The following is a 22168-nucleotide window of genomic DNA, read 5'->3' as shown; positions in this document are numbered from 1 at the left end:
CGCATGCGGGAACGGCCCACCGGTGTGAAGGTGCAAAGGTGACCACAGCCAGCGAGAACGCCAGCGAGACCGCGGCCTCCCTGCGGGCCGCCGAGCCCGTGCCGCCCGTCCTCGAAGGACGCAGACGCAACATCGTCTTCGGGACGATCATGCTCGGCGTGCTGCTCGCGGCGCTGGACCAGACGATCGTCGGCACGGCCCTGCCGACCATCGTCTCGGACCTGGGCGGCGCCGCCCACATGTCGTGGGTGGTCACGGCCTACCTGCTGGCGGAGACCGTCGCGACGGTGCTGGTCGGCAAGTTCGGCGACCTGTTCGGGCGGAAGGTCGTCTTCCAGATCTCGGCGGTCATCTTCATCACGGGTTCCTTCCTGTGCGGCCTCGCGACGAACATGACCCTGCTGATCGTGTGGCGGGGCGTGCAGGGCATCGGCGCAGGCGGTCTGATGGTCACCGCGATGGCGCTGATCGCCGATGTGATCCCGCTGCGGGAACGCGGGAAGTACCAAGGTGCGATCGGCGCCGTGTTCGGCATCTCAACGGTGGTGGGCCCGCTCCTCGGCGGCCTGTTCACGGACCACATGAGCTGGCGCTGGGCGTTCTACGTCAATGTGCCGATCGCGATCCTGGTGGTCATCGCGGCGGCCCGGACGATCCCGTCCGTCAAGTCGGCGAACAAGCCCCGCATCGACTACCTCGGCATCGCCCTGGTGGCTGCCGGCTCCAGCGCCCTCGTCCTGGCGACCAGCTGGGGCGGCAACGAGTACGCGTGGGGGTCGGCCGTCATCATCGGCCTCTTCGCCGGCGGCGTCCTCGCCCTGGCACTGTTCTGCCTCGTGGAGACGCGGGCCGCCGAACCCATGCTGCCCATGAAGCTCTTCGCCAACCCGGTCTTCACGGTCTGCTCCATCCTCAGCTTCATCGTCGGCTTCGCCATGCTCGGCGCGATGACCTTCCTGCCCACCTACTTGCAGTACGTCGACGGGGACTCGGCCACCGTCTCCGGCGTGCGGACGCTGCCGATGGTGATCGGGCTGCTCATCGCGTCGGTCTTCAGCGGAAACGTGGTCAGCAAGACGGGCACGTACCGGATCTTCCCGATTGTCGGCTCGGCGGTGATGGGAGTCGGCCTCTACCTCCTGTCCCTGATGGGCCCGGACACCAGCACCTGGATGGAGTCCCTGTACATGTTCGTACTGGGGCTCGGCATCGGACTGTGCATGCAGGTGCTGACGATCGCCGTGCAGAACACGGTGGACTACACGGACCTGGGCACGGCGACGTCCGGCGTCACCTTCTTCCGTACGCTCGGCAGCTCCTTCGGCGCCGCCGTCTTCGGCACCATCTACGCGAACTCGCTGAAGCCGAACCTGGAGACGGGGGTGGGCGCGGCGCTGCGGCTGGCCCCACCGGGCACCGACCCGGCCACCCTCGCGAAGGCAGCGCAGAATCCGCAGAGCCTGCACCAGCTCCCGCCGGCCCAGGTGGCGCCGATCGCCCAGGCGTACGCCGACACCCTGAGCAACGTATTCCTGTGGACGGTGCCGGTGGCGGTACTGGGCTTCCTGGTGTCGCTCTTCCTCAAGCAGGTGGAACTGAGGGACAGCGCCCGGGTCGGCTCCGCGGACCTGGGCGAGGGCTTCGGCCAGCCCAGGCCGGGCGGCACGGTCGGCTCCTCGAACGCCCTGGAACTCGCGGTCGCCAAGATCCTGCGGTCCCAGCGCGCGACGACGGTCCGTCAGGTGGTGGCGACCTCCGACACCCGGCTGGACATCGCGGGCGCCTGGGCGGTCATGCAGGTGCAGCTCTTCACCCGGCTGGTCGGCCATGCGTCCCTCGGGCTGATCGCCGGCCGGCGCAACGTGCCGCCGGAGGTCCTGTTCCCGGTCTTCGACCGGATGGTCGACGAGGGCTATCTGACCCGCGACGGCAACTTCCTCTCCCACACTCCGGCGGGCGAGCGCGAGGCACAGGTGATCGCGGACGCCTGGGCCGACTGGCTGGGCGCGCAGCTGGAGAAGGACGTGGGCAGGCCGCGCAGTGCGGAGCTGAAGGCGGCGGCGGACCGGATCGCCAAGCGGCTGCTGGCCGAGGACCTGGCGGAGAACCTGCCGCTCGCGGCACCGGCCAGGACGGGCGCCACCCTGGCCCGCTAGCTCGAACCCGGGCTCAGAGATCCCGGCGGTGTACGAGGCCGAGTGCGAGCGCCAGGGCGAGCACCGGCCACGCCGCCATGACGATCCAGGAGTGGGGATGCGAGGCGGTGTGGGGAAGGTCCGGCATCCAGGCGGGCGTGATCGCGGCCAGGTTCTCCCAGGAGTTCAGCGGCATGGCGTACTTGACCGCGGCGGTCCACGCGTCGTTCTCGTTGAGGAACGAAGGCAGCAGGATCAAAACCAGCGCACAGGCCGCCACCGTGCCGGCGCCGTGCCGCACCAGTACCCCGATGGCCAGGCCGACCAGCGCGCTGACCGGCGCCAGCACCGCGGAAGCGGCCAGCGAACGCAGCACCTCCGGATCGCCCAGCCCCACGTTCGCGTCGCGCCCGGCGAGGATCGTCTGCGTCACCGCGAAGGACACGGCGACCACCAGTACCCCGAAGGCGGCCGTCACCCCGGTGAGGACGAGTGCCTTGGCGGCGAGGAGCGAGCGGCGGGCCGGGACGGCGGCGAGCGTCGTGCGGATCAGGCCGCTCGTGTACTCGTTGGTCACGGTCAGTGCGCCCAGGGTGCCGATCGCCAGCATCAGGACCATGGCGGAGGGCAGCGGAAAGGCGTCCCGGATTGCCCAGGTGGGGACGAATGCGTGCTCGCGGATGCTCACGTCGTAGTGCGGCCAGTTCCGGTGGTCGGCGAGGGCCCCATTGGCGCCGAGGGCGACGACGACCAGTGCGGTCAGCGGAAAGGCCCAGCGGTTCGAGCGCAGTGACCACAGCTTGGTCCACTCGGCGGCAAGCAGATCGGTGAACCGGTCGCCGGGCGAGGCGACGGCGGCGGGGACGGTCGAAACGGCGGTCATCGGGATGCTCCGGATCCGGGAAGGGGCGAGGGCCGGGACGGGGTCGTCGAGGTGGGGTACTCGACGCTTGCGGCGGTCAGTTCCATGAAGGCGTCCTCCAACGAGGAGGTGCGGGTGGCCAGTTCGGAGAGGGCGATCCGCTGCCGGGCCGCGAGTTCGCCGATCCGGGAGGCGGGGAGGCCGGTCACAGTCAGCAGCCCACCGGCGTCCGCCTCCACGCGAGCGCCCTCCGAGACCAGCACCGGGACGAGCGAAGCCGCGTCGGGGGTGCGCACCGACACGCATCTGCGGGTGCCGCGCGCCGCGAACTCCGCCACACCCTCCGCCGCGATCAACTCGCCCCGCCCGATGACGATCAACTGCTCGGCGGTGTTCTCCATCTCCGACATCAAGTGGCTCGACACGAACACGGTCCGCCCCTCCCCGGCGAGGCGCCGGAACAGCGTACGGATCCACAGCACCCCTTCCGGATCGAGCCCGTTGGCCGGTTCGTCGAAGAGCAGTACGGCGGGGTCGCCGAGCAGCGCCCCGGCTATCCCCAGCCGCTGCTTCATGCCGAGCGAGAACCCGCCGATCCGGCGCTTCGCCGCCTGCGCGAGGCCGACCTCCTCCAGCACTTCGCTCACCCGGCGCCGGGGAATGCCGTTGCCGCGGGCCAGCACGGACAGATGGGCCCGGGCGGTGTACCCCTTGTGCACGTCCTGCGCATCGAGCAGCGCCCCGGCGTCCCGCAGCCCGCGAGGCCGGTCCCGGAAGGGGCGGCCGTCGATGAGGGCCGTGCCGGAGGTTGGCTCGTTCAGGCCGAGGATCATCCGCAGCGTGGTGGATTTACCCGCCCCGTTGGGGCCGAGGAACCCGGTGACGTGCCCGGGCCGCACGGTGAAGGACAGACCGCGCACGGCGGTGGTCCCCCCGAAACTCTTCGTCAGTTCGTTGACTTCGATCACCCGCCCCACGGTGCCGGGACCCACCCCGGCCCGGCATCGGCCCGGCGGCCACCTCCGGACGCCCCCGGCCGGCCCGGGGACGTACGCCCCAGGGCCAATGACCCGCCACCGGGCCCGCCGTACGATCGGCCACATGCCCGAGGAACACGCCGCACTCCGCCCGCCGTCACGCCTGCCGCTCCCCGCGCCGGCCCTGCGCACGGCCCTCGCCTGGAGCGGGGCGGCCGCCTTCCCCGTGGCGCTCTGCTTCACGGTGTACGACAGCCAGAACTACCCCACCGGGCTCCAGTTCCTGCTGCCCGCGCTCCTCGCGGTGCTGCCCGTCGGACTGCTGCTCCGGCGCCCGCTGCCCGCCCTGCTCGCCGTCCTGGCGGGCACGTTCGCGGCAGGAACGACGGTGCCCGGCCGCTGGGTGGAGTTCCCGCGCGGACACCCCATGACGCCGATCGTGCTGGAATCGGAGTGGGGCGCGTACTCCCTCCTGGTCTCCGGGGCGGTCGCCGTGGGCATCATCGCCGCCACCCGGCCGCTGCGGGCCGCGGCCGGGGCAGCCGTCGCGGTCTTCGCGGTCCAGGCGGGCACCGCCCCCTACTACACCTCGGGAACGAACCACTACACCATCATCCTGGTGCTGTTCGCTCTCGTCCTCCTCGTCGCGGGCGGTGCTGGCTACTCGGTGCGCGAACGCAGACGGCACGCGGCGGCGCTCGGCGCGCAGGCGGCAGCACAGGCCGTCACCGCCGAACGGCTGCGCATCGCAAGGGAGTTGCACGACATGGTCGCGCACAGCATCGGCATCATCGCCATCCAGGCGGGTGTCGGCAGCAGGGTCATCGACACCCAGCCACAGGAGGCCCGCAACGCGCTGACCGCCATCGAGACCACCAGCCGCGACACCCTGTCCGGGCTGCGCCGGATGCTCGGTGCCCTGCGGCAGGCCGGACCCGTCGGACTCCCGCAGGAGCCCGGGGCCTCGGCCCCGCCGCTCGACCCCGCGCCCGGCCTCGGCGACCTCGACCGGCTGGCCGCGACGACGTCCGCCGCAGGGGTACGGGTCGACGTGGAGTGGGTGGGGGAGCGGTTGCCGCTCCCCGCCGAGCTCGACCTCTCCGCGTACCGCATCGTCCAGGAAGCGGTCACCAACGTCGTCCGGCACGCGCGCACCCGAAGCTGCCGGGTGACTGTCACCCAGCGGGACGAGGAGATCGCCGTGGAGGTCGTCGACGACGGGCCGGGCGGCGGCAGGACGCCGGGCACCGGCTACGGACTGGCCGGAATGCGTGAGCGGGTCGCCCTGCTGCACGGCGAGTTCAGCGCGGGGGCACGGCCCGGCGGCGGCTTCCGGGTGGCCGCCAGGCTTCCCCTGCCGTCCGGGTCCGCCGCGCGGGCGACGGCGGCCGGCCGATGACCGTACGGGTTCTGCTCGTCGACGACCAGCCGCTGGTACGGGCGGGGCTGCGTGTCCTGATGACCGACACCCCCGACCTCGTGGTCGTCGGCGAGGCCGGGAACGGTGCCGAAGCCGTCGCCCTGGTGGACAGGACCCGCCCGGACGTCGTCGTGATGGACATCCGCATGCCCGGCACCGACGGCATCGAAGCCACCCGCCAGATCACCGCGGGCCACCCGCAGGTACGGGTCCTGATGCTCACCACCTTCGACGACGACGCGTACGTCCACGGCTCGCTGCGCGCCGGGGCGAGCGGCTTCGTCGTCAAGGACATGGCACTGGAGGAGATCCTCGCCGCGATCCGCGTCGTCGCCGCGGGCGACGCACTGATCGCCCCCGGCGTCACCCGCAGGCTGATCGCCGAGTTCGCGGCACGGCCCGACCCCGGGCCTGCCGCGGGCCCGCCTCTCGCCCTCGGCGTCATCACCGACCGGGAACGGGAAGTGCTGACGCACATCGGACGCGGGCTCTCCAACACCGAGATCGCCACGACCCTGTTCATCAGCGTCGCCACCGTGAAGGCCCACGTGGCACGGCTCTTCACCAAACTGGACGCCCGCGACCGGGTGCAGCTCGTGATCATCGCGTACGACACGGGGCTGGTGGCACCGCCCGCGAGATGACCACGCCGGTGGAGGTGGCGCCCCCACCGCCGTCGCGCCCCCCCACGTCCCCGCAATCCCTTTGACGCCGCTGCGACACTGGCCCGGTGGACGAGACGAGGCAGTTGCACGAGACAAGCCGCTTGCGGACAGCGATCGTCACCTGGGCGGCCGGCGGCATCGGCGCGCCCGAGGCCGCCCTTACCGTGCGGGAGGCGGCCGTCCGCTCGGGCCCGGTCACCGTCGTGCTCGTCGAAGGGGTCAGCGACCGGGCGGCCCTGGAGGCCCTGGCCGTGCGCCGGGGCCGCGACCTCGACGCTGCGGGCGTCTGTGTCGTCCCGCTCGGCGGCGCGACCAGCATCGGCAGATTCCTGGAACTGCTCGGCCCGTACGGGCTCGGCCTGCGGCTCGCCGGGCTGTGCGACGCGGCCGAGGTGGGCTTCTTCCGCCGCGCCCTGGATCGTGCGGGAATCGGCAGCCCGGACAGCCGCGAGGAACTGGCCGGCCTGGGCTTCCACGTCTGTGACGCCGACCTGGAGGACGAACTGATCCGCGCGCTCGGCCCCGCGGGGGTCGAGCGGGTCGTCGGCACACAGGGCGACCTGAGGTCCCTGCGCACCTTCCGCAACCAGCCCGCCCAGCGCGACCGCACCGAGCGGCAACGGCTCCGCCGCTTCATGGGCACCACCTCCGGACGCAAGGAGGCGTATGCACGGGCCATGGTGCGGGCACTCGACCTCGACCGGGTGCCGCGCCCGCTCGACGACCTGCTCGCCCACCTCTGAGCGCCACCCGGGCAGGGATCCGGGCAGGGATCCGGCACGGGCCGAGGCCCGCGTGGGGCGCGTTCCGCCGGGCCGCACCGCGCGGCACGCCTGCATACCGCAGGTGCACGCCGCCGCCGTCCGGGGCAGGGTGCTCCCGGGGGAACACCCACGGACCGGTAAGCAACTGCCCCGAGGAGCACGCCACATGACCCAGTTCGCAGTGATCGGCGGGGGGATCGCGGGGCTCGCCACCGCCCTCCTCCTCGCCCGGCGCGGCCACCCCGTCACCCTCTTCGAGCGGGACTTCCGCGCACCCGGCCAGGACCTCGACGCCGACTTCTTCGACTGGCCGCGCCCCGCCACCGTCCCGCAGGCCACCCAGCCGCACACCCTCATCGGCGCCGCCCGGGCCGTCCTCATGGAAGAACTGCCCGACGTGTACGAGGAGTTGCTGCGGCGCGGCGCGGCCGAGTACCACGAGCTGGACTGGTACGGCGACCGCCGCCCACCCGCCAGGCCCGGCGACGAACACCTCGTCATGCTCCAGACCCGCCGGATCCTCCTGGAGTCCGTGCTCACCGACGCGCTGCGCGCCGAACCGAACGCCGCCCTGCGCTACGGGGCGCGCGTCACCGGACTGGTGGTCGAGAGCGGGGGAGAGGGAGGCGTCCCGTGCGTCACCGGGCTGCGCACGGGCGAGGCGACCCACCGGGCGGACGTGGTCGTCGACGCCGGCGGGCGGCGCGTGCCCACGGGGGACTGGCTCGTCGAGGCGGGCTGCCGGCCGCCCGTCGAGGAGCGGCACCGTACCGGAGTCGCCTACTTCTGCCGCTGGTACCGGCGCCGGGAGGGGCAGCGGGAGCCCGTGCAGGGAGCTCTGGCACTGGCCGGCGGGGCCTTCGGCGGGTGCGCCGTCTTCCCCTCGGACAACCGGGTCTTCGGGATCGCGCTCTTCCTGCACACCGACGACCCGACCCGGGCCGCGCTGCGGGACCCCGACGTCTTCGAGACCGCGGCCCGCGGCTTCCCCTCCGGGGCCGACTGGCTCTCGCTCGACGTCGAGCCGCTCTCCGGGGTGCTGCCGATGGCCGGGCTCGACAACCGGTGGCGGGCACTGGCCGACGACCGGGGCCCGGTGGTCCGCGGACTGATCCCCGTGGGCGACAGCTTCACCCACACCAACCCCACGATGGCCCAGGGCATCGCGCTGTCCCTCTGGTCCGCGCAGTGGGTGGCGCGGCAGGTGGCGGACGGGGCGGACGCGTCCGGTGCGGGGTTCGCGGCCGACTACCACGCGTGGGCGCTGCGGGTGCTGAGGCCGTGGTTCGACATCCAGGTGCAGACCGACCAGGCGATCGGGGAACGGTACGCGCAGCGCTCGACCGAGCCGCCCACCGGGGCCGCCAGGCAGCGGGCCGCGATGATGGTGTGCGGGCTCAAGGACCCGGTGGTGGGCCGTGCCAGGGCGAAGGTGCGCCACCTGCTGGTGCCACCGGCACAGGCGTACGGCGATCCGGAGGTCCAGCGGCACCTGGAGGCGTGGCTGGAGGCGCACGCACAGTGGGTGCCGGGACAGGTCGGACCCACCCGCGAGGAATGGGAGAAGATCACCTCCAGGTGAGAGGCCGGGGCGGGGGTCCGGCGACACCTCCCCGCCGCGGGTCCGGCGACCCGCACCTCCCCGCCGCGGGGGTCCGGCAGCCCGGGACGCTACAGGGCGCCGCCCAGGACCTCGGACAGGTCGTAGCCGACCGGTTCGTCCAACTGGTCGTAGCGGCAGGAAGCGGGCTCCCGGTCCGGCCGCCATCTGCGGAACTGCGTGGTGTGCCGGAACCGGGTGCCCTGCATGTGGTCGTAGGCCACCTCGCAGACCCGCTCGGGGGCCAGGGCCACCCAGGACTGGTCCTTGCCCGAGTTCCACCTGTTCTGGGTGCCGGGGAGGCGGGCCGACTCGTGGGCCGCCTGGTCCTCCCAGGCGGCCCACGGGTGGTCGGCGGGGGAGCTCAGCCGCAGGGGCGAGAGCTCGTCGACGAGTTCCCTGCGGCGCTGCATGGTGAAGGCGGAGCACGCGCCGACGTGCTGGAGCGCACCCCGGTCGTCGTACAGGCCGAGCAGCAGCGAGCCGACCACCGGGCCCGACTTGTGCAGCCGGTAGCCCGCGACGACGCAGTCCGCCGTCCGCTCGTGCTTGATCTTGTACATGAGACGGGCGTCCGGCCGGTACGGGAGGGTCAGCGGCTTGGCCATGACGCCGTCGAGCCCCGCGCCTTCGAACCGGTCGAACCACAGCTGCGCGACCTCGGGGTCGGTGGTCGCCGGTGCCAGGTGCACGGGAGGGCCCGCTCCGTCCAGCACCTCGATGAGTGCTGTGCGGCGCTGCTCCAGGGGCACGTCGAGGAGCGACAGGTCCTCCAGGGCGAGCAGGTCGAAGGCGACGAAACTCGCGGGGGTCCGCTCGGCGAGCAGGGCGATGCGGGAGTCCGCCGGATGGATGCGGTCGGAGAGCCGCTCGAAGTCCAGCCGGCCGTCCTGAGCGATGACGATTTCGCCGTCGACCACGCAGCGGGGCGGCAGCTCGGCGAGCAGCCCGGCGGCCAGCTCCGGAAAGTAGCGGGTCAGCGGTTTGCCGGTGCGCGAGCCGATGACGATCTCGCCGCCGTCCCGGTGCACGATCGCCCGGAACCCGTCCCACTTGGCCTCGTAGTGCATGCCCGGCGGGATCTTCTTCACCGCCTTGGCCAGCATCGGCTTCACCGGCGGCATCACGGGCAGGTTCATACGGTGCGGAGGGTCCGAGGGCTTCGGGGAGTTTGGTGCCATAGGTCCGACCCTGCCCGATCCTCCGATATGCGGCATATGTAGGCTCGGCCTACCGTGGCGCACATGGGCAAGACGGGCGAGGCGATCGAGCTGGACGCGGGAGGGCGGGCCGTGCGGCTGTCGAGCCCGGACAAGATCTACTTTCCGGAGCGCGGCTTCACGAAGGGTGACGTGGCGCGCTACTACCTGGCCGTCGGCCCCGGCATCCTGCGCGCGCTGCGCGAGCGGCCGACCACCCTGGAGAGGTTCCCCGACGGGGTCGAGGGCGAGTCCTTCTACCAGAAGCGGGCTCCGAAGAACGTCCCTGCGTGGCTGCCGACGGCCACGATCGCCTTCCCCAGCGGGCGCACCGCCGACGAGATCTGCCCGACGGAGATCGCCGCCGTGCTGTGGGCGGCCAACCTGGGGACCCTGACCTTCCACCCCTGGGCGGTGCGCAAGGAGCGCCCGGACCACCCCGACGAGCTGCGCATCGACCTGGATCCGCAGCCCGGCACCGACTTCACCGACGCGGTACGGGTCGCCCACGAGCTGCGTGCGCTGCTCGGCGAACACGGGCTGCGCGGGTGGCCCAAGACCTCCGGGGGACGCGGACTGCACGTGTTCGTGCCGATCGAGGCCCGCTGGGACTTCACCGCCGTACGGCGCGCCGCGATCGCGGTCGGGCGCGAGCTGGAACGGCGGCTTCCCGACAGGGTGACCACCGCGTGGTGGAAGGAGGAGCGCGGCGAGCGGATCTTCGTCGACTACAACCAGACCGCCCGTGACCGCACCATGGCCTCCGCCTACTCCATCCGCCCGAAGCCGCACGCACCGGTCTCCGCCCCCCTGCGCTGGGAGGAGCTGGACGGGGTGCGCCCCGAGGACTTCGACGTGGCGACCATGCCCGCCCGGTTCGCCGAACTGGGCGACGTACACGCGGACCTGGAGCAGCACGCCTTCGCCCTGGACCCGCTCCTGGCGCTGGCGGACCAGGACGAGCACGAGCGGGGGCTCGGCGACATGCCGTACCCGCCGGACTACCCCAAGATGCCGGGCGAACCGAAACGGGTCGCACCGAGCCGCGCGAAGCACGAGAAGAACGACGACGAGGGCGAGGGAGCCGGATGAGCAGCGAGATACCCGGCACGGGAGAGGCACCCGGGGCGGGGCGGACGCCCGGTGAGGGGCAGGCACCCGAGGCCGGGCCGCCGCAGAGGCCCGCAGGGTCGGAAGAGGCCGCAGGGCCGGACGGGGCCGCGACGGCGGACGGTACTGCGCAGACGGCTCCGCCGGGGCGCGCGCCCGGCACCGGGCACGGTGCGCACGGCAGGGTGCCGAACGGGGCCGAGCGGTGGGCGGCGTTCAAGAAGTCGCCGTTCCTGCCCGCGACGGTGCTGGTCTTCATCCTGGCGGTCGCGGCCGGACTGTTCGCCGGTTCCTACACGTACACGATGGCCAACCCCACCCCGCACCGGATCCCCGTCGCCGTGGCCGGTGACCCGCGGGCGCCGCAGATCAGGGCGATGGTGGCCGGGACGGACCAGGCGCTGCCCGGTTCGCTGGAGGTCAGCGACTACCCGACGTACGCGCGGGCCCGTGAGGCGATGGACGAGCAGCAGGCGTTCGCGGTGCTCCGGGCCCAGGGGCCCGGAGCGCTCACCCTGGACGTGGCCGGCGCGTCCGGGGCCTCGGTCGCCCAGCTCCTCGCGGAGACCGGGGTGAAGGTCGGCAGGGCGGCGGGGGTGGAGGTCACCGTCCACGACGTCAAACCGCTCCAGAAGGGCGACCCGCGCGGACTCGCCCTCTTCTACATCTCTCTCGCCGCGGTCATCATCGGCTTCGTCGGAGCCATCCAGCTCAGCGTCCACGCCAGGGGCCTGAACCCGGCCGAACGCATCGGGTTCACCGCCGCCTACGCACTGCTCGGGGCCTTCGCCATCGCCGCGGTGGTGGACTGGCTGCTGGGTGCGCTGGACCTGCCGTTCGTCGAGTCGTGGCTGATCCTGGCGCTGACCATGTTCACCTCGGGCATGGTCTTCACCATGTTCAACACCCTGATGGGACGCTGGGCGATGATCCCCACCTGGGGGCTGATGGTGCTGCTGGGCAACCCGTCCTCCGGCGGTGCCGTGTCCTGGCCGCTGCTGCCCTCGTTGCTCGGCCACATCGGCCAGTGGCTGCCGCCCGGCGCCTCCGTCAATGCCCAGCACACCGCCGTCTACTTCCAGGGCCACCAGCACCTGAAGCCGTTCCTGGTGCTCGTGGCGTGGGCGCTGGTGTCCTGCGCGGTGTTCTGGGTGTGGCGCCACCGCCACCCGGGCGGACGCGACACCACCCCGGCCCACGCCCACGGGGGAGCCCCCGCGGCCGCCTGACCCCGGCACCGCGCCGCCCCCGACGCGCCATGTCCAGGGGCCGGGGCGACACGAGGGCGCGGCGCAATGCCTTGGGAATCCCGGGCGCGGGTGCTGCAATGTCCCGGCACCCGCTTCCCGGGGCGTGCCGGGCCTCCGGGGCGGCCCCGGTCAACGACGCTGTGCGCCACCCGTTGACCGTTTGTTGATCGCGAACGGGCAGCGTGTCCCTCATGCCGACCGACACCACGTCCCGAATCCCCAGCCCCACCAACAGTGCACTGTCCTGGCAGGACGACGCGCTGTGCGCCCAGACCGGACCGGAGTTCTTCTTTCCCGAACCCGGCAGCTCCACCCGTGAGGCCAAACAGCTGTGCGGCGCCTGTGACATGAAGCGCAGCTGCCTCGAATACGCGCTCGCCCACGACGAGCGCTTCGGTGTCTGGGGCGGGCTCTCCGAGAAGGAACGCCATGAGCTGAGGCGTGCCCAGGGGAGTTGACCCGGGCCGTTGCGCCGCGGAGTGGATGGAGGGCGAGAGCCTCGGTGAGTGGGGGACGGCCCCCTCGGCGGGGACGCCCCCCATGGCGGGTGGGGGCGGCCCCGTCGAGGGATGTCAATGGGTGATGCGGAAGTCTTCCCCGTACATCTTCCATTCCAGCGGCGGCTTCAGGTTCATGTTGTTCTTCTGCAGGAACACCCGCTGGGTGGTGTCGATCCGGGACGTGTCGTTGAGCGTCTTCTTCGTCCGGAGCACCTCCCTGGTCTCGTCGAGGAAGGCGTTCAGATAGTCCTTCTCGGCCTTCGCCTTGGCCTTGCCCTCGACCTCGGCGGGCGCCTTGACCTTCTTGCGGGCCGTGTCGCGGATGCCGTAGAAGCCGCGCTTGTCGAGGCCGGGGCCGTGCAGCACCATCGCGTCGTAGTAGATGAACTGGCCGAGCGTGCCCAGGCCGTCCATCTTGGCGAGGTCCACCGCGGGCTTGAAGTAGTACTTGTCGCGGGCGTCGTCCTGCGCCTTGCGGAAGTCCGGCTCCTTGGCCGCGTGCTTCCAGGCCTGGGTGAAGCCCGGGTCGAGACCCTCGTGGGAGGCGGTGCCGTCCACCTTGACGAGCGCGGGCAGGAAACGCGCCAGCGAGTTGTCCGGGTGGGTCTTGGTGTAGTCCTGGATCAGCTGGAGCATGTCGTGGGTGCCCGAGGTGAAGCCGATGACGCCGGCCGTGTAGCCGTTGCCGTCGCCGACGTCGCGGATCGAGGCGTACTGCCCGCGCCAGTTGAGCGAGGAGTTCTCCGCCGTGGAGATGATCTGCGCGGCCCGCTCCTTGGCGGCCGGGTCCGCGAGGCCGGGCGGCAGCTTGGCTATGAGCTCCTGGTCGGTCTTCGGCTTCCCGGCCGACGGGTCGGCCGCCTCGCTGCCGTACTCGGGCTCTGTGTAGATCGGGTCGTCCCCGCCGGGAGTGCCGCCGAAGATTGCGGTGGCCACGATGGCCACCGGGGCGCCGATGAGGACTAGACGGGTCAGAGGTTTCACGCCGGACAGATTACGTGGCCCCGGAGGCGGTACTGCGAGGAGCTCCCGCCAAATCCACGGCACCCCGTCCCGCCGACGGGACACAACCCCCCAAACCCCTCACCGCACAGCGCGGGACGGGAGCGCTCCCCGGCGCGTCGGCGTCACCGGAGCGGTGATGTCAACGCGGTTGGCGAGCAGCCGAATTGGGTCCGGAAGGGAGCGGTGGCCGGTCGTTCACGCGCCGTCGGGGCCGGCACCCGGAGGTACGGAACGGCTGTCGTCGCCGCTTTGGCGGAACAGGTCACCGGCCGGATCGCGGCCGCGCTCGGGACCCGGATCGTTACGTGCCCGGCCGCGGGCTCCGCGACTCGGCCGCGCACGGCGGGGGAGTCCCGAGCCCGCGAGGGACGGCGGCGACGCGGCACCCCGTGCCCGCCGCGGCCGTCCCCCGGGCGGTCAGCCCTGTGCCCGGGCGGCCTTGCGGGCCAGGCGGGCTGCCAGCTTCTCGTCGAACTTCGACGCCTCGGAGTCGAGCCCGCTCATGTAGAGCCCCAGCTCCTCCTGGGCCTTCAGCCCCTCCGGGCCCAGGCCGTCGATGTCCAGCACCTTCAGGAAGCGCAGCACCGGCTGGATCACGTCGTCGTGGTGGATGCGGATGTTGTAGACCCCGCCGATCGCCATCTGTGCGGCGGCCCGCTCGAAGCCCGGCATGCCGTGTCCCGGCATCCGGAAGTTCACGACCACGTCCCGCACGGCCTGCATCGTCAGGTCGGGAGCCAGCTCGAAGGCCGCCCCGAGCAGGTTGCGGTAGAAGACCATGTGCAGGTTCTCGTCCGTGGCGATACGCGCCAGCATCCGGTCGCACACCGGGTCGCCGGACTGGTGCCCGGTGTTCCGGTGCGAGATCCGGGTGGCCAGCTCCTGGAAGGCCACGTACGCCACCGAGTGCAGCATCGAGTGCCGGTTGTCCGACTCGAAGCCCTCGCTCATGTGGACCATCCGGAACTGCTCCAGCTTGTCCGGGTCCACCGCGCGCGAGGCGAGCAGGTAGTCGCGCATCACGATGCCGTGCCGGCCCTCCTCGGCGGTCCAGCGGTGCACCCAGGTGCCCCACGCGCCGTCCCGGCCGAAGAGCGAGGCGATCTCGTGGTGGTAGCTGGGGAGGTTGTCCTCGGTGAGCAGGTTCACCACCAGCGCGATCCGCCCGATGTCCGTGACCTTGGACTGGGCCGGGTCCCACGCCTCGCCGTCCTCGAAGAAGCCGGGGAAGTTGCGTCCGTCCGACCACGGCACGTACTCGTGCGGCATCCAGTCCTTGGTGACCTTCAGGTGGCGGTTGAGTTCCTTTTCCACCACCTCTTCCAGTGCGAACAGCAGATTGGCGTCGGTCCACGCCTCCGAGCTGCCGAGATGGGGAGAGGTGAGCGTCACGGGTACTCCTGGGGAACGGGGACGAAGGTGGTTACCTACGGATTCGTAGGTTACGAGACCGTAGGTTAAGCGCGGCGTGAGTGCTGAGCCAAGTCCCTGTCCGTTATGTGTCGCTACCTGTCGTTATGAATGCAGGTCACGCGGCCGTACAGAGAGACAAGTCACGCCGACGCCGTACGTTCCGGGTTCCCGGACGGCCCCACCCCATGCGTGCGCGGCGAGCCCGCCGGGCGCGGTGCACGGGCACCGCGCCCCGCAGTTCCTAGCCGCGCCCCGCGTCCCCGTCCGTCGCAGCCACCTCCTCCGCTCCCAGGTGCAGCCACCGGGTGATCCCGATCGACTCCAGGAAGGGCTGGTCGTGGCTGGCCACGACCAGCGCGCCCTCGTACGCCTGCAGCGCCTCGGTCAGCTGCCGGACGCTCGCCATGTCGAGGTTGTTCGTCGGCTCGTCCAGCATCAGCAGCTGCGGCGCCGGATCGGCGAGCAGCAGCGCGGCGAGGGTCGCCCGGAAGCGCTCGCCGCCCGAGAGTGTCCCCACCGCCTGGTCGGCCTTGGCGCCCTTGAAGAGGAAGCGCGCCAGGCGTGCTCTGATCAGGTTGTTCGTCGCCGAAGGGGCGAGCAGGGCCACGTTCTGCGCGACGCTCAGCGAGTCGTCCAGCACATCGAGCCGCTGTGGCAGGAAACGCAGCGGGACGTGCCGCTCCACGAGCCCCGAGACCGGCTCCAGCTGTCCGGCGATCGTCCGCAGCAGCGTGGTCTTGCCGGCCCCGTTGCGCCCGGTCAGCGCCACCCGCTCGGGGCCGCGCAGCTCGAACTCGCCGTCCAGGGCGGCCCCGTACGGCATCCGCAGATCCCGCACGAGCAGTACGCCGCGTCCCGGATGGACGGTGGTGTACGGCAGTTCGATGCGGATCTCGGCGTCCTCCCGCACCAGCTCCTCGGCCTCGCCCAGTCGTTCGCGTGCCTCCTTCAGTTTCTCGGCGTGCATGATCCTGTGCTTGCCGGCCGACTCCTGGGCCGACCGCTTGCGCAGACCCATGACGATCTTCGGCTCGCGCTTCTGCTCGTACATCTTCTGTCCGTACTTCTTGCGCTTGGCCAACTTGACCTGTGCCTCGGTCAGTTCGCGCTTCTGCCGCTGCACGTCGGCCTCGGCGACGCGCACCATGCGCTCCGCCGCCTCCTGCTCGACGGCGAGCGCCTCCTCGTACTCGGAGAAGGTGCCGCCGTACCAGCGGACCTCGCCGTCGCGCAGGTCGGCGATCTGGTCGACGCGCTCCAGGAGTTCCCGGTCGTGGCTGACCACCACGAGCACCCCCGACCAGGCGGACACGGCGTCGTACAGCCGCCGGCGTGCGTGCAGGTCCAGGTTGTTGGTCGGCTCGTCGAGGAGCAGCACATCCGGGCGGCGCAGCAGCAGGGCCGCCAGCCGCAGCAGTACGGACTCGCCGCCGGAGACCTCGCCGATCGTGCGGTCCAGGCCGATGTGGCCGAGCCCGAGGCCGTCGAGGGTGGCGCGTGCGCGCTCCTCGACGTCCCAGTCGTCGCCGACGGCGGTGAAGTTCTCCTCGCTCGCGTCCCCGGCCTCGATGGCGTGCAGCGCGGCACGGGTACCGGCGATCTCCAGTGCCTCGTCGACCCGCAGACCGGTGTCGAGCACGAGATTCTGCGGCAGGTAGCCGACGGTGCCCGCCGCCTTCACCTTGCCGCCGGTTGGGGTCAGCTCACCTGCGAAGAGCTTCAGCAGGGTCGACTTCCCGGAACCATTGACCCCGATGAGGCCGGTGCGGCCGGGGCCCACCGCGATCTGGAAGTCGTCGAAGACCGGCGTGCCGTCGGGCCAGGCGAAGGCCAGGGAGGTGCCGGTGAGCGAGGCGAGATGGGGCTGAGCATGGGGGTGGGTTGACACAAGGGCCTCCAGGTTGCGGTGGTGGGACGGGCAACTGGTGGAGACACCGGCAATGCGTGAGAACCTCGCGCCGGGGGCGGACTTCGGCCGGGGCGCTCTCCGCGACGGCCGGTCACCGCGAAGGAACGCGGGACAGCCGTGGAGGGAGAAAGGCCCCAGGAGGAAGAAGGCGGCTCGAACGCCGAGGTCGCACACGGCACACGGAAATCGCAGCCCACTCATGGGTGGCTGCCTCGCGGCACGGTGTCCCGGACCTCAGACGAGCAACGTCCTTCTCCATTCGACGACAACAGGGCGAGAGAAAACCTACGACTGCCGGATCGGCGTTCGCAAACGATTTATTGAGGAGCCGGTGACGGCGCCCCCCACGGCCGCCTCAGCTGCTGAGCAGCTCCACCAGATCCTGGTCGACGTCCAGGAACCGGTGCTCGGTGCCGGCCGGCACCAGCTCCTCCGTCTCCTGCAGGAAACGGCGCAGCTCGCCGGTGCGGATGTGCACCATCGCCACCCCCTCCGTCGCATGGAACTCCAGCACGGTCCGTCCGTACCCGTAGGGCCGTACCAGCACGTCACCGACACCGGCCGACTCCTCCAGGCCGGCCGCCAGCAGCTCCCTGGCGAACGTCCACACCACCTCGATGCCCTCCAGAGTGGCCGGGGGCGGAAAGGCCATGCGTACGGCGAAGGGGTCCGTGCGGTCGTAGTGGAGCGTCGCGGGGACGTTCTCCAGCTGAGGCGCGGAGGAGATCAGTCGGGCCTGCACGGCCTGCTCGATGACGGTGGACAAGGCCAGCACCTCTCATGCTCGGTGGATGCGTCCTGCCGCCCTGTAGGACGACGGAACGCGTAGATCCGTGCACACGGCAACGGCGTGAGCTGCATCACCCGGGGTCCCCGGGCCCACCCGGTCCTCCTCCCGCAGCAGCCCACGTCGTACCGCAGGCACCTGCGGGGTCGCAGTACGGCTCGTTCCCGCTGGCACCGCAGCCACACTGCACCACTCGTGTGTCATGGTGCGGACCGTGTGAAGCCCTGACCGCCACTTCTCCGCGCGTCGACGGGCACCCCCGGCCGCACTCTGGACGACAGCAGTACGGTCCGCTAGCTTCCAGCGCCATGAGGGGTATGGGGAACACGAGAAGAACGGTGTCGGTGGGACTGGGCGCGGTGGCCGTGACGGCCGCCCTGATCGCCGTTCCGGCACAGGCGGCGGACACCGGGGCCCGCACCGCGACGCCGGCCGCCGAGCGCGCGCAGCCGCCCGCCGGGTGGCGGCTGAAGGACACCGGGGTGAGCGACGTACGGTTGAGGGGGCTCGCGGCGGTGAACCGGAACACCGCGTGGGTGGCCGGCTCCAAGGGCACCGTGCTGCGCACCGCCGACGGGGGCCGCAGCTGGCAGAACGTGTCGCCGCCGGGGGCCGCGGGGCTGGAGTTCCGGGACGTCGAGGCCTTCGACGGGCGCCGGGCCGTGGTGCTGGCCATCGGTGAGGGCGAGGCGTCGCGGACGTACCGCACGCAGGACGGCGGCCGCACCTGGACCGAAACCTTCCGCAATACCGACCCCAAGGCGTTCTACGACTGCCTCACCTTCTTCGACAGCCGCCACGGCCTCGCGCTGAGCGACCCGGTCGACGGCAAGTACCGCATCCTGTCCACCGGCGACGGCGGAAAGTCGTGGAAGGTGCTTCCGAACACCGGCATGCCGGACGCCCTCGCGGGCGAGGCCGGTTTCGCGGCGAGCGGTCAGTGCCTGGTCAGCAACGGTTCGCGGGACGTCTGGCTGGCCACGGGCGGCGGCGCGCGCGCCCGGGTCATGCACTCCGCGGACCGGGGCCTCACCTGGAAGGTCACCGACACGACCATCCCGGCGGGCGACCCGGCCCGCGGTGTCTTTGCCCTGGCCTTCCGCGACCGGCACCACGGAATCGCGGTCGGCGGTGACTACCGGGCCGGTCAGCCGTCCCCGGACGCGGCGGCCCGCACCACGGACGGCGGCCGCAGCTGGCGCGCCGCGGACGCCCCGACGGCGGAGTACCGCTCAGGAGTGACCTGGCTGCCGCACAGCCGCTCGGCCGCCCTGGCGGTCGGTCCGACCGGCACCGACCTCACGGTCAACGGCGGCCGCTCGTGGCGGAAGATCGACGGCGGCTCGTACGACACGGTGACCTGCACACGCGACCTCGCCTGCTGGGCGTCGGGCGAAAAGGGCCGAGTAGCCCGCCTGCAATTCTGACCAGCCCCCCCCGCGCAGTTCCCCGCACCCCCCGGCACCGAGCAACCCCAGGGGCGCGGGGAACTGCGCGAGCAACCACGACGCTGCCGCGGCGAAAACCAGCCCCGCGGCCAGCGGTCCAGGGAAGGGGCGGGGAGGGGCTGAATCCCAGCCGCGGCACGGCACGCCGCATGTGTCCCCGCAAGGAGTGCACCCTCACAAGGCCCTGCGCGCCGGGCCACCCGGTACGCCCCCCGGGCGCGCGGCACCCCAGCAAGGCCCGGCAGGCACGGCACCCCCACCACGCCCGGCAGGCACGACACCTCGCAGCCTCCGCGCCAGGGTCGGAGGGCTCCGCCGTGCGCCCCACGGCCCCTACGCCACCGGCACCTCCCGGTACCCCTCCAGCCCCACCGCCGTCTTCGTCGCCACGAACTCCGTGACCCGGTACGCGCACACCCCACCCGTCACGAAGGGGTCCTCCGCCGCCACCGCCTCGATCGCCTGCCGCGAGTCCGCGACCGCGAGGATGACCCCGCCGTCCCGGGGCTGCTTCCGTCCCGAGGCGAGGAAGTAGCCCGCCGTGTACTGGGCGTCCAGCCACGCCACGTGCTCACTCATCAGCGCGTCCACCCGCTCGACCGGCGCGGTGTAGGTCAACTCAAGTACGAACATGGCCGCCAGCGTACCGACCGCATGCGCACACCTGTCCCCGCCCGCCCCGGCACCCCCCGTTGTCGGACCCACCTCCTACAGTGGCGAGCACGATGAACAAGACGCCCCGCCCCACGCCGGCCACCCCGGCCGACGAAGCCGCCGCCCGCGCGATCCAGGACGAACTGCGCGCCCGGGTCGTCCTGGACGAGCCGGGCCCGCCGCCGGGCACCGGTCACGTCACGGGCGTCGACGTGGCCTACGACGACGAGCGCGACCTCGTCGTGGCGGCCGCGGTCGTGCTGGACGCGGCGACGCACACCGTGGTCGAGGAGGCCACGGCGACCGGCCGGGTCGCGTTCCCCTACGTGCCCGGGCTGCTGGCGTTCCGTGAGATCCCCACGGTCCTCGCCGCCCTCGGCCGCCTCGCGGCCGATCCCGGCCTGATCGTCTGCGACGGGTACGGGCAGGCGCACCCGCGCCGCTTCGGCCTGGCCAGCCACCTGGGCGTGCTCACGGGCCGGCCCGTCATCGGCGTCGCCAAGAACCCGTTCACCTTCACCTACGGGCAACCGGGGCCCCGCCGCGGCGACTTCTCCCCGCTCCTCGACGCGCGCGACGGCTCCGAGGTCGGCCGCGCCCTGCGCACCCAGGACGGGGTGAAGCCGGTCTTCGTCTCCGTCGGCCACCGGGTCTCGCTCGACAACGCCTGTGCGCACACGCTCCAACTGGCCGCCGGATACCGCCAGCCTGAGACCACCCGCCGTGCCGACTCGCTGTGCAGACGGGCGCTGGCCGAAGCCCTCGGCGAGAGGCCCTGAGGAGGTGTACGCGGACGCACGCCGAGCAGGCGTGAGAGCACGAGGACAACTGAGTACGCGTACGGATGTGGAAATCGATCAGAACGGGACAGGGTGATTACATGAGCATGATGACGATGAGGGTCAACCCGGACACCGCACCCGCCGCCCCCGAGTACTTCGAAGCGGTCACCGTCCACCGGGCGGGCCGCCGGATGGCGGTCACCGTGCTGGTCGGCGTCCTGTCGATGCTGGGCTGGACAGGGGGCATGATCTACACGATCTCGGGCTGGATATCCGGCGCCTGAGCCCCCGAGGGGACCCCGGACCAGGCCGCCCACGGAAGCACCCCCCCGGTGAGGCCGCCCCGCCTCACTCCGTGTGCGCCACCCGGAACCGGATCCCGGCCCCCTGCAACCGCTCCAGCAGCGCGTCGCCCATCGCCGCGGCCGTCGTCACCTGCCCCGCCGTCGGAGGCAGCTCGTCGAAGGCCAGGCACAGCAGCGACTCGGCGAGGATCTTCGCGGTCTCGCCGTACCCCGGGTCGCCGCCCGACACCTCGGTGAACACCCGCTTCCCGCCGCCCTCGCCGACGAACCGCACGGTGAACCAGCTCTTCGCCCGCGTCGCCTCGTCGGGCCCGGTGCCCGGCGCCACCAGCGAGCCCAGCCACCTGCGCGCCGCCGGGATCTGCGCGAGCGCGACCACCGAGCCCACCGCCAGCGCCCCGCCCGCCGCGACGGGCAGCCGCTTCACCGCCGCGTAGTGCCGGTAGCGGAAGTCGGGACCGTACCGCTCCAGGGCGGCCGCCGAACGAGCCACCACCTGCGCGTCGATCGTCGGCAGCGGCACTGCCCAGGCGCCCACCTCCCGGCTGCGGTGCGGGGTACCCGGCACCGCCCTCGCACGTCGCGCTCCGACCGGGCCCGGCTCCACCGCGCGCCGCTCCCGCGCGGCCCGCAGCATCTGCCGGCCGCGCCCCATCGCGCCCAGCGCCGACGCGAACGTACCGCCGGAGAACCGGGCCCCCGTCCTGACGAACCCGTCGACCCGCAGCGGCACCCCCTCGGGCAGCTGCCGCACCGTGAAGTACGCCCCCAGATCGTGCGGCACGGAGTCAAAACCGCACGCGTGCACCAGCCGCGCCCCGGTCCGCCTGGCCACCGCGTCGTAGCCCAGATACATCCGGTCGACGAACTCCGGCTCACCCGTCAGGTCCGTGTAATCGGTGCCCGCCTCCGCGCACGCGGCCACCAGCGCCTGACCGTGCGTGAGGTACGGGCCGACCGTCGACGCCAGTACCCGCGTACTGCGCGCGAGTTCCCGCAAGGAAGCCGGGTCGCCGGAGTCGGCCCGCAGCAACGGCAGCTCCGCACAGGCCGGGTCGGTCTTGGCCAGCCGTTCCCTGAGCAGCTCCAGCTTCGCGGGCGTACGTCCGGCCAGGGCCCATCGGCACCCCTCGGGGGCGTGCGCGGCGAGGTACTGGGCGGTCAGTTCGCCGACGAAGCCGGTCGCTCCGAAGAGCACGATGTCGTAAGGCCTGTCTCCGGACTTCTCGTGCGGACGCGGCATGCCGTTCCTCCAGTCGTCGGGTCAACTCACCGCATCAGGCTAAGCGCTTGCTCGGTCAGTCGGCCCAGGGGGCTTGTGCAGAGTGGAACACGTTCTTAGCATCACTGCTGTTACATCAGTTGTGTCACAGTGCTGGGGGC

20 protein-coding genes are annotated in these 22168 nt (G+C 72.0%); 11 read left to right on the top strand and 9 right to left on the bottom strand.

Annotated features, from left to right (window positions below; genetic code table 11):
- Positions 1 to 38 precede the first annotated feature (38 nt).
- Positions 39 to 2156: an MDR family MFS transporter gene (locus tag ACFWVV_RS29090; protein WP_384357127.1), complete on the top strand. Its 2118-nt coding sequence runs from the start codon at positions 39 to 41 to the stop codon at positions 2154 to 2156.
- Positions 2157 to 2169: 13 nt separating this feature from the next.
- On the opposite strand, the gene ACFWVV_RS29085 is transcribed toward ACFWVV_RS29090, so the two are convergent.
- Positions 2170 to 3018, bottom strand: a complete 849-nt coding sequence (locus ACFWVV_RS29085; RefSeq protein ID WP_384357125.1) for an ABC transporter permease — start codon at positions 3016 to 3018, stop codon at positions 2170 to 2172.
- Entirely contained in the window at positions 3015 to 3965 is a 951-nt protein-coding gene (locus tag ACFWVV_RS29080; RefSeq protein ID WP_384357123.1) for an ABC transporter ATP-binding protein, read from the bottom strand. Before ACFWVV_RS29080 ends, ACFWVV_RS29085 begins: the two co-directional genes overlap by 4 nt.
- A 133-nt stretch (positions 3966 to 4098) precedes the next feature.
- Between ACFWVV_RS29080 and ACFWVV_RS29075 the strand changes: the two genes are divergently transcribed.
- The 4 genes from ACFWVV_RS29075 (at position 4099) to ACFWVV_RS29060 (ending at position 8405) form a co-directional block, all read left to right on the top strand.
- Entirely contained in the window at positions 4099 to 5373 is a 1275-nt protein-coding gene (locus ACFWVV_RS29075; protein WP_384357121.1) for a sensor histidine kinase, read from the top strand.
- The gene (locus ACFWVV_RS29070) at positions 5370 to 6038 is read left to right on the top strand and encodes a response regulator (RefSeq protein ID WP_384357119.1); all 669 of its coding nucleotides are present in this window, start codon (positions 5370 to 5372) and stop codon (positions 6036 to 6038) included. The genes ACFWVV_RS29075 and ACFWVV_RS29070 overlap by 4 nt, the downstream gene beginning before the upstream one ends.
- A 104-nt stretch (positions 6039 to 6142) precedes the next feature.
- Entirely contained in the window at positions 6143 to 6802 is a 660-nt protein-coding gene (locus ACFWVV_RS29065) for a TOPRIM nucleotidyl transferase/hydrolase domain-containing protein (RefSeq protein ID WP_384357135.1), read from the top strand.
- 187 nt (positions 6803 to 6989) lie between these two features.
- Complete coding sequence (locus ACFWVV_RS29060; RefSeq protein ID WP_384357117.1) at positions 6990 to 8405, top strand: NAD(P)/FAD-dependent oxidoreductase; 1416 nt, start codon at positions 6990 to 6992, stop codon at positions 8403 to 8405.
- Positions 8406 to 8494: 89 nt separating this feature from the next.
- Here ACFWVV_RS29060 and ACFWVV_RS29055 read toward each other — a convergent pair whose 3' ends face one another.
- Positions 8495 to 9562, bottom strand: coding sequence for an ATP-dependent DNA ligase (locus tag ACFWVV_RS29055; protein WP_384357115.1), 1068 nt, complete (start codon positions 9560 to 9562; stop codon positions 8495 to 8497).
- A gap of 105 nt (positions 9563 to 9667) precedes the next feature.
- On the opposite strand from ACFWVV_RS29055, the gene ligD reads away from it, so the two are divergent.
- From ligD to ACFWVV_RS29040, 3 genes are all read left to right on the top strand, one after another.
- Positions 9668 to 10714, top strand: coding sequence for a non-homologous end-joining DNA ligase (gene ligD, locus ACFWVV_RS29050; protein ID WP_384357113.1), 1047 nt, complete (start codon positions 9668 to 9670; stop codon positions 10712 to 10714).
- A complete protein-coding gene (locus ACFWVV_RS29045) occupies positions 10711 to 11961 on the top strand; it encodes an ABC transporter permease (protein ID WP_384357111.1) in 1251 nt (416 codons plus the stop codon). Before ligD ends, ACFWVV_RS29045 begins: the two co-directional genes overlap by 4 nt.
- Before the next feature lie 212 nt (positions 11962 to 12173).
- Entirely contained in the window at positions 12174 to 12440 is a 267-nt protein-coding gene (locus ACFWVV_RS29040; RefSeq protein WP_384357109.1) for a WhiB family transcriptional regulator, read from the top strand.
- Positions 12441 to 12554: 114 nt separating this feature from the next.
- Here ACFWVV_RS29040 and ACFWVV_RS29035 read toward each other — a convergent pair whose 3' ends face one another.
- From ACFWVV_RS29035 to ACFWVV_RS29020, 4 genes are all read right to left on the bottom strand, one after another.
- Positions 12555 to 13457, bottom strand: coding sequence for a chitosanase (locus tag ACFWVV_RS29035; protein WP_384357133.1), 903 nt, complete (start codon positions 13455 to 13457; stop codon positions 12555 to 12557).
- Between the two features lie 447 nt (positions 13458 to 13904).
- Entirely contained in the window at positions 13905 to 14879 is a 975-nt protein-coding gene (locus ACFWVV_RS29030; RefSeq protein WP_384357107.1) for an acyl-ACP desaturase, read from the bottom strand.
- 262 nt (positions 14880 to 15141) lie between these two features.
- Positions 15142 to 16788, bottom strand: coding sequence for an ABC-F family ATP-binding cassette domain-containing protein (locus tag ACFWVV_RS29025; RefSeq protein ID WP_384357105.1), 1647 nt, complete (start codon positions 16786 to 16788; stop codon positions 15142 to 15144).
- Positions 16789 to 17164: 376 nt separating this feature from the next.
- Positions 17165 to 17575: an SsgA family sporulation/cell division regulator gene (locus ACFWVV_RS29020; protein WP_384357103.1), complete on the bottom strand. Its 411-nt coding sequence runs from the start codon at positions 17573 to 17575 to the stop codon at positions 17165 to 17167.
- Between the two features lie 329 nt (positions 17576 to 17904).
- On the opposite strand from ACFWVV_RS29020, the gene ACFWVV_RS29015 reads away from it, so the two are divergent.
- Positions 17905 to 19023, top strand: a complete 1119-nt coding sequence (locus ACFWVV_RS29015) for a WD40/YVTN/BNR-like repeat-containing protein (RefSeq protein WP_384357101.1) — start codon at positions 17905 to 17907, stop codon at positions 19021 to 19023.
- Between the two features lie 354 nt (positions 19024 to 19377).
- Here ACFWVV_RS29015 and ACFWVV_RS29010 read toward each other — a convergent pair whose 3' ends face one another.
- Positions 19378 to 19677, bottom strand: a complete 300-nt coding sequence (locus tag ACFWVV_RS29010) for a YciI family protein (RefSeq protein WP_384357099.1) — start codon at positions 19675 to 19677, stop codon at positions 19378 to 19380.
- A 92-nt stretch (positions 19678 to 19769) separates the two neighbouring features.
- On the opposite strand from ACFWVV_RS29010, the gene ACFWVV_RS29005 reads away from it, so the two are divergent.
- The gene (locus ACFWVV_RS29005) at positions 19770 to 20477 is read left to right on the top strand and encodes an endonuclease V (RefSeq protein ID WP_384357097.1); all 708 of its coding nucleotides are present in this window, start codon (positions 19770 to 19772) and stop codon (positions 20475 to 20477) included.
- Between the two features lie 101 nt (positions 20478 to 20578).
- Positions 20579 to 20764 carry a morphogenic membrane protein MmpA gene (mmpA, locus tag ACFWVV_RS29000; protein ID WP_384357095.1) on the top strand — a complete coding sequence of 62 codons (186 nt, stop codon included), beginning with the start codon at positions 20579 to 20581 and terminating at the stop codon, positions 20762 to 20764.
- Between the two features lie 64 nt (positions 20765 to 20828).
- Here the strand turns inward: mmpA and ACFWVV_RS28995 are convergent, their stop codons facing one another.
- A complete protein-coding gene (locus ACFWVV_RS28995; RefSeq protein WP_384357093.1) occupies positions 20829 to 22028 on the bottom strand; it encodes a saccharopine dehydrogenase family protein in 1200 nt (399 codons plus the stop codon).
- Positions 22029 to 22168: the final 140 nt, after the last annotated feature.

The organism is Streptomyces sp. NPDC058663 (assembly GCF_042716745.1).
Taxonomy (GTDB): domain Bacteria; phylum Actinomycetota; class Actinomycetes; order Streptomycetales; family Streptomycetaceae; genus Streptomyces.
This window is presented reverse-complemented; position numbering and strand designations above follow the sequence as displayed.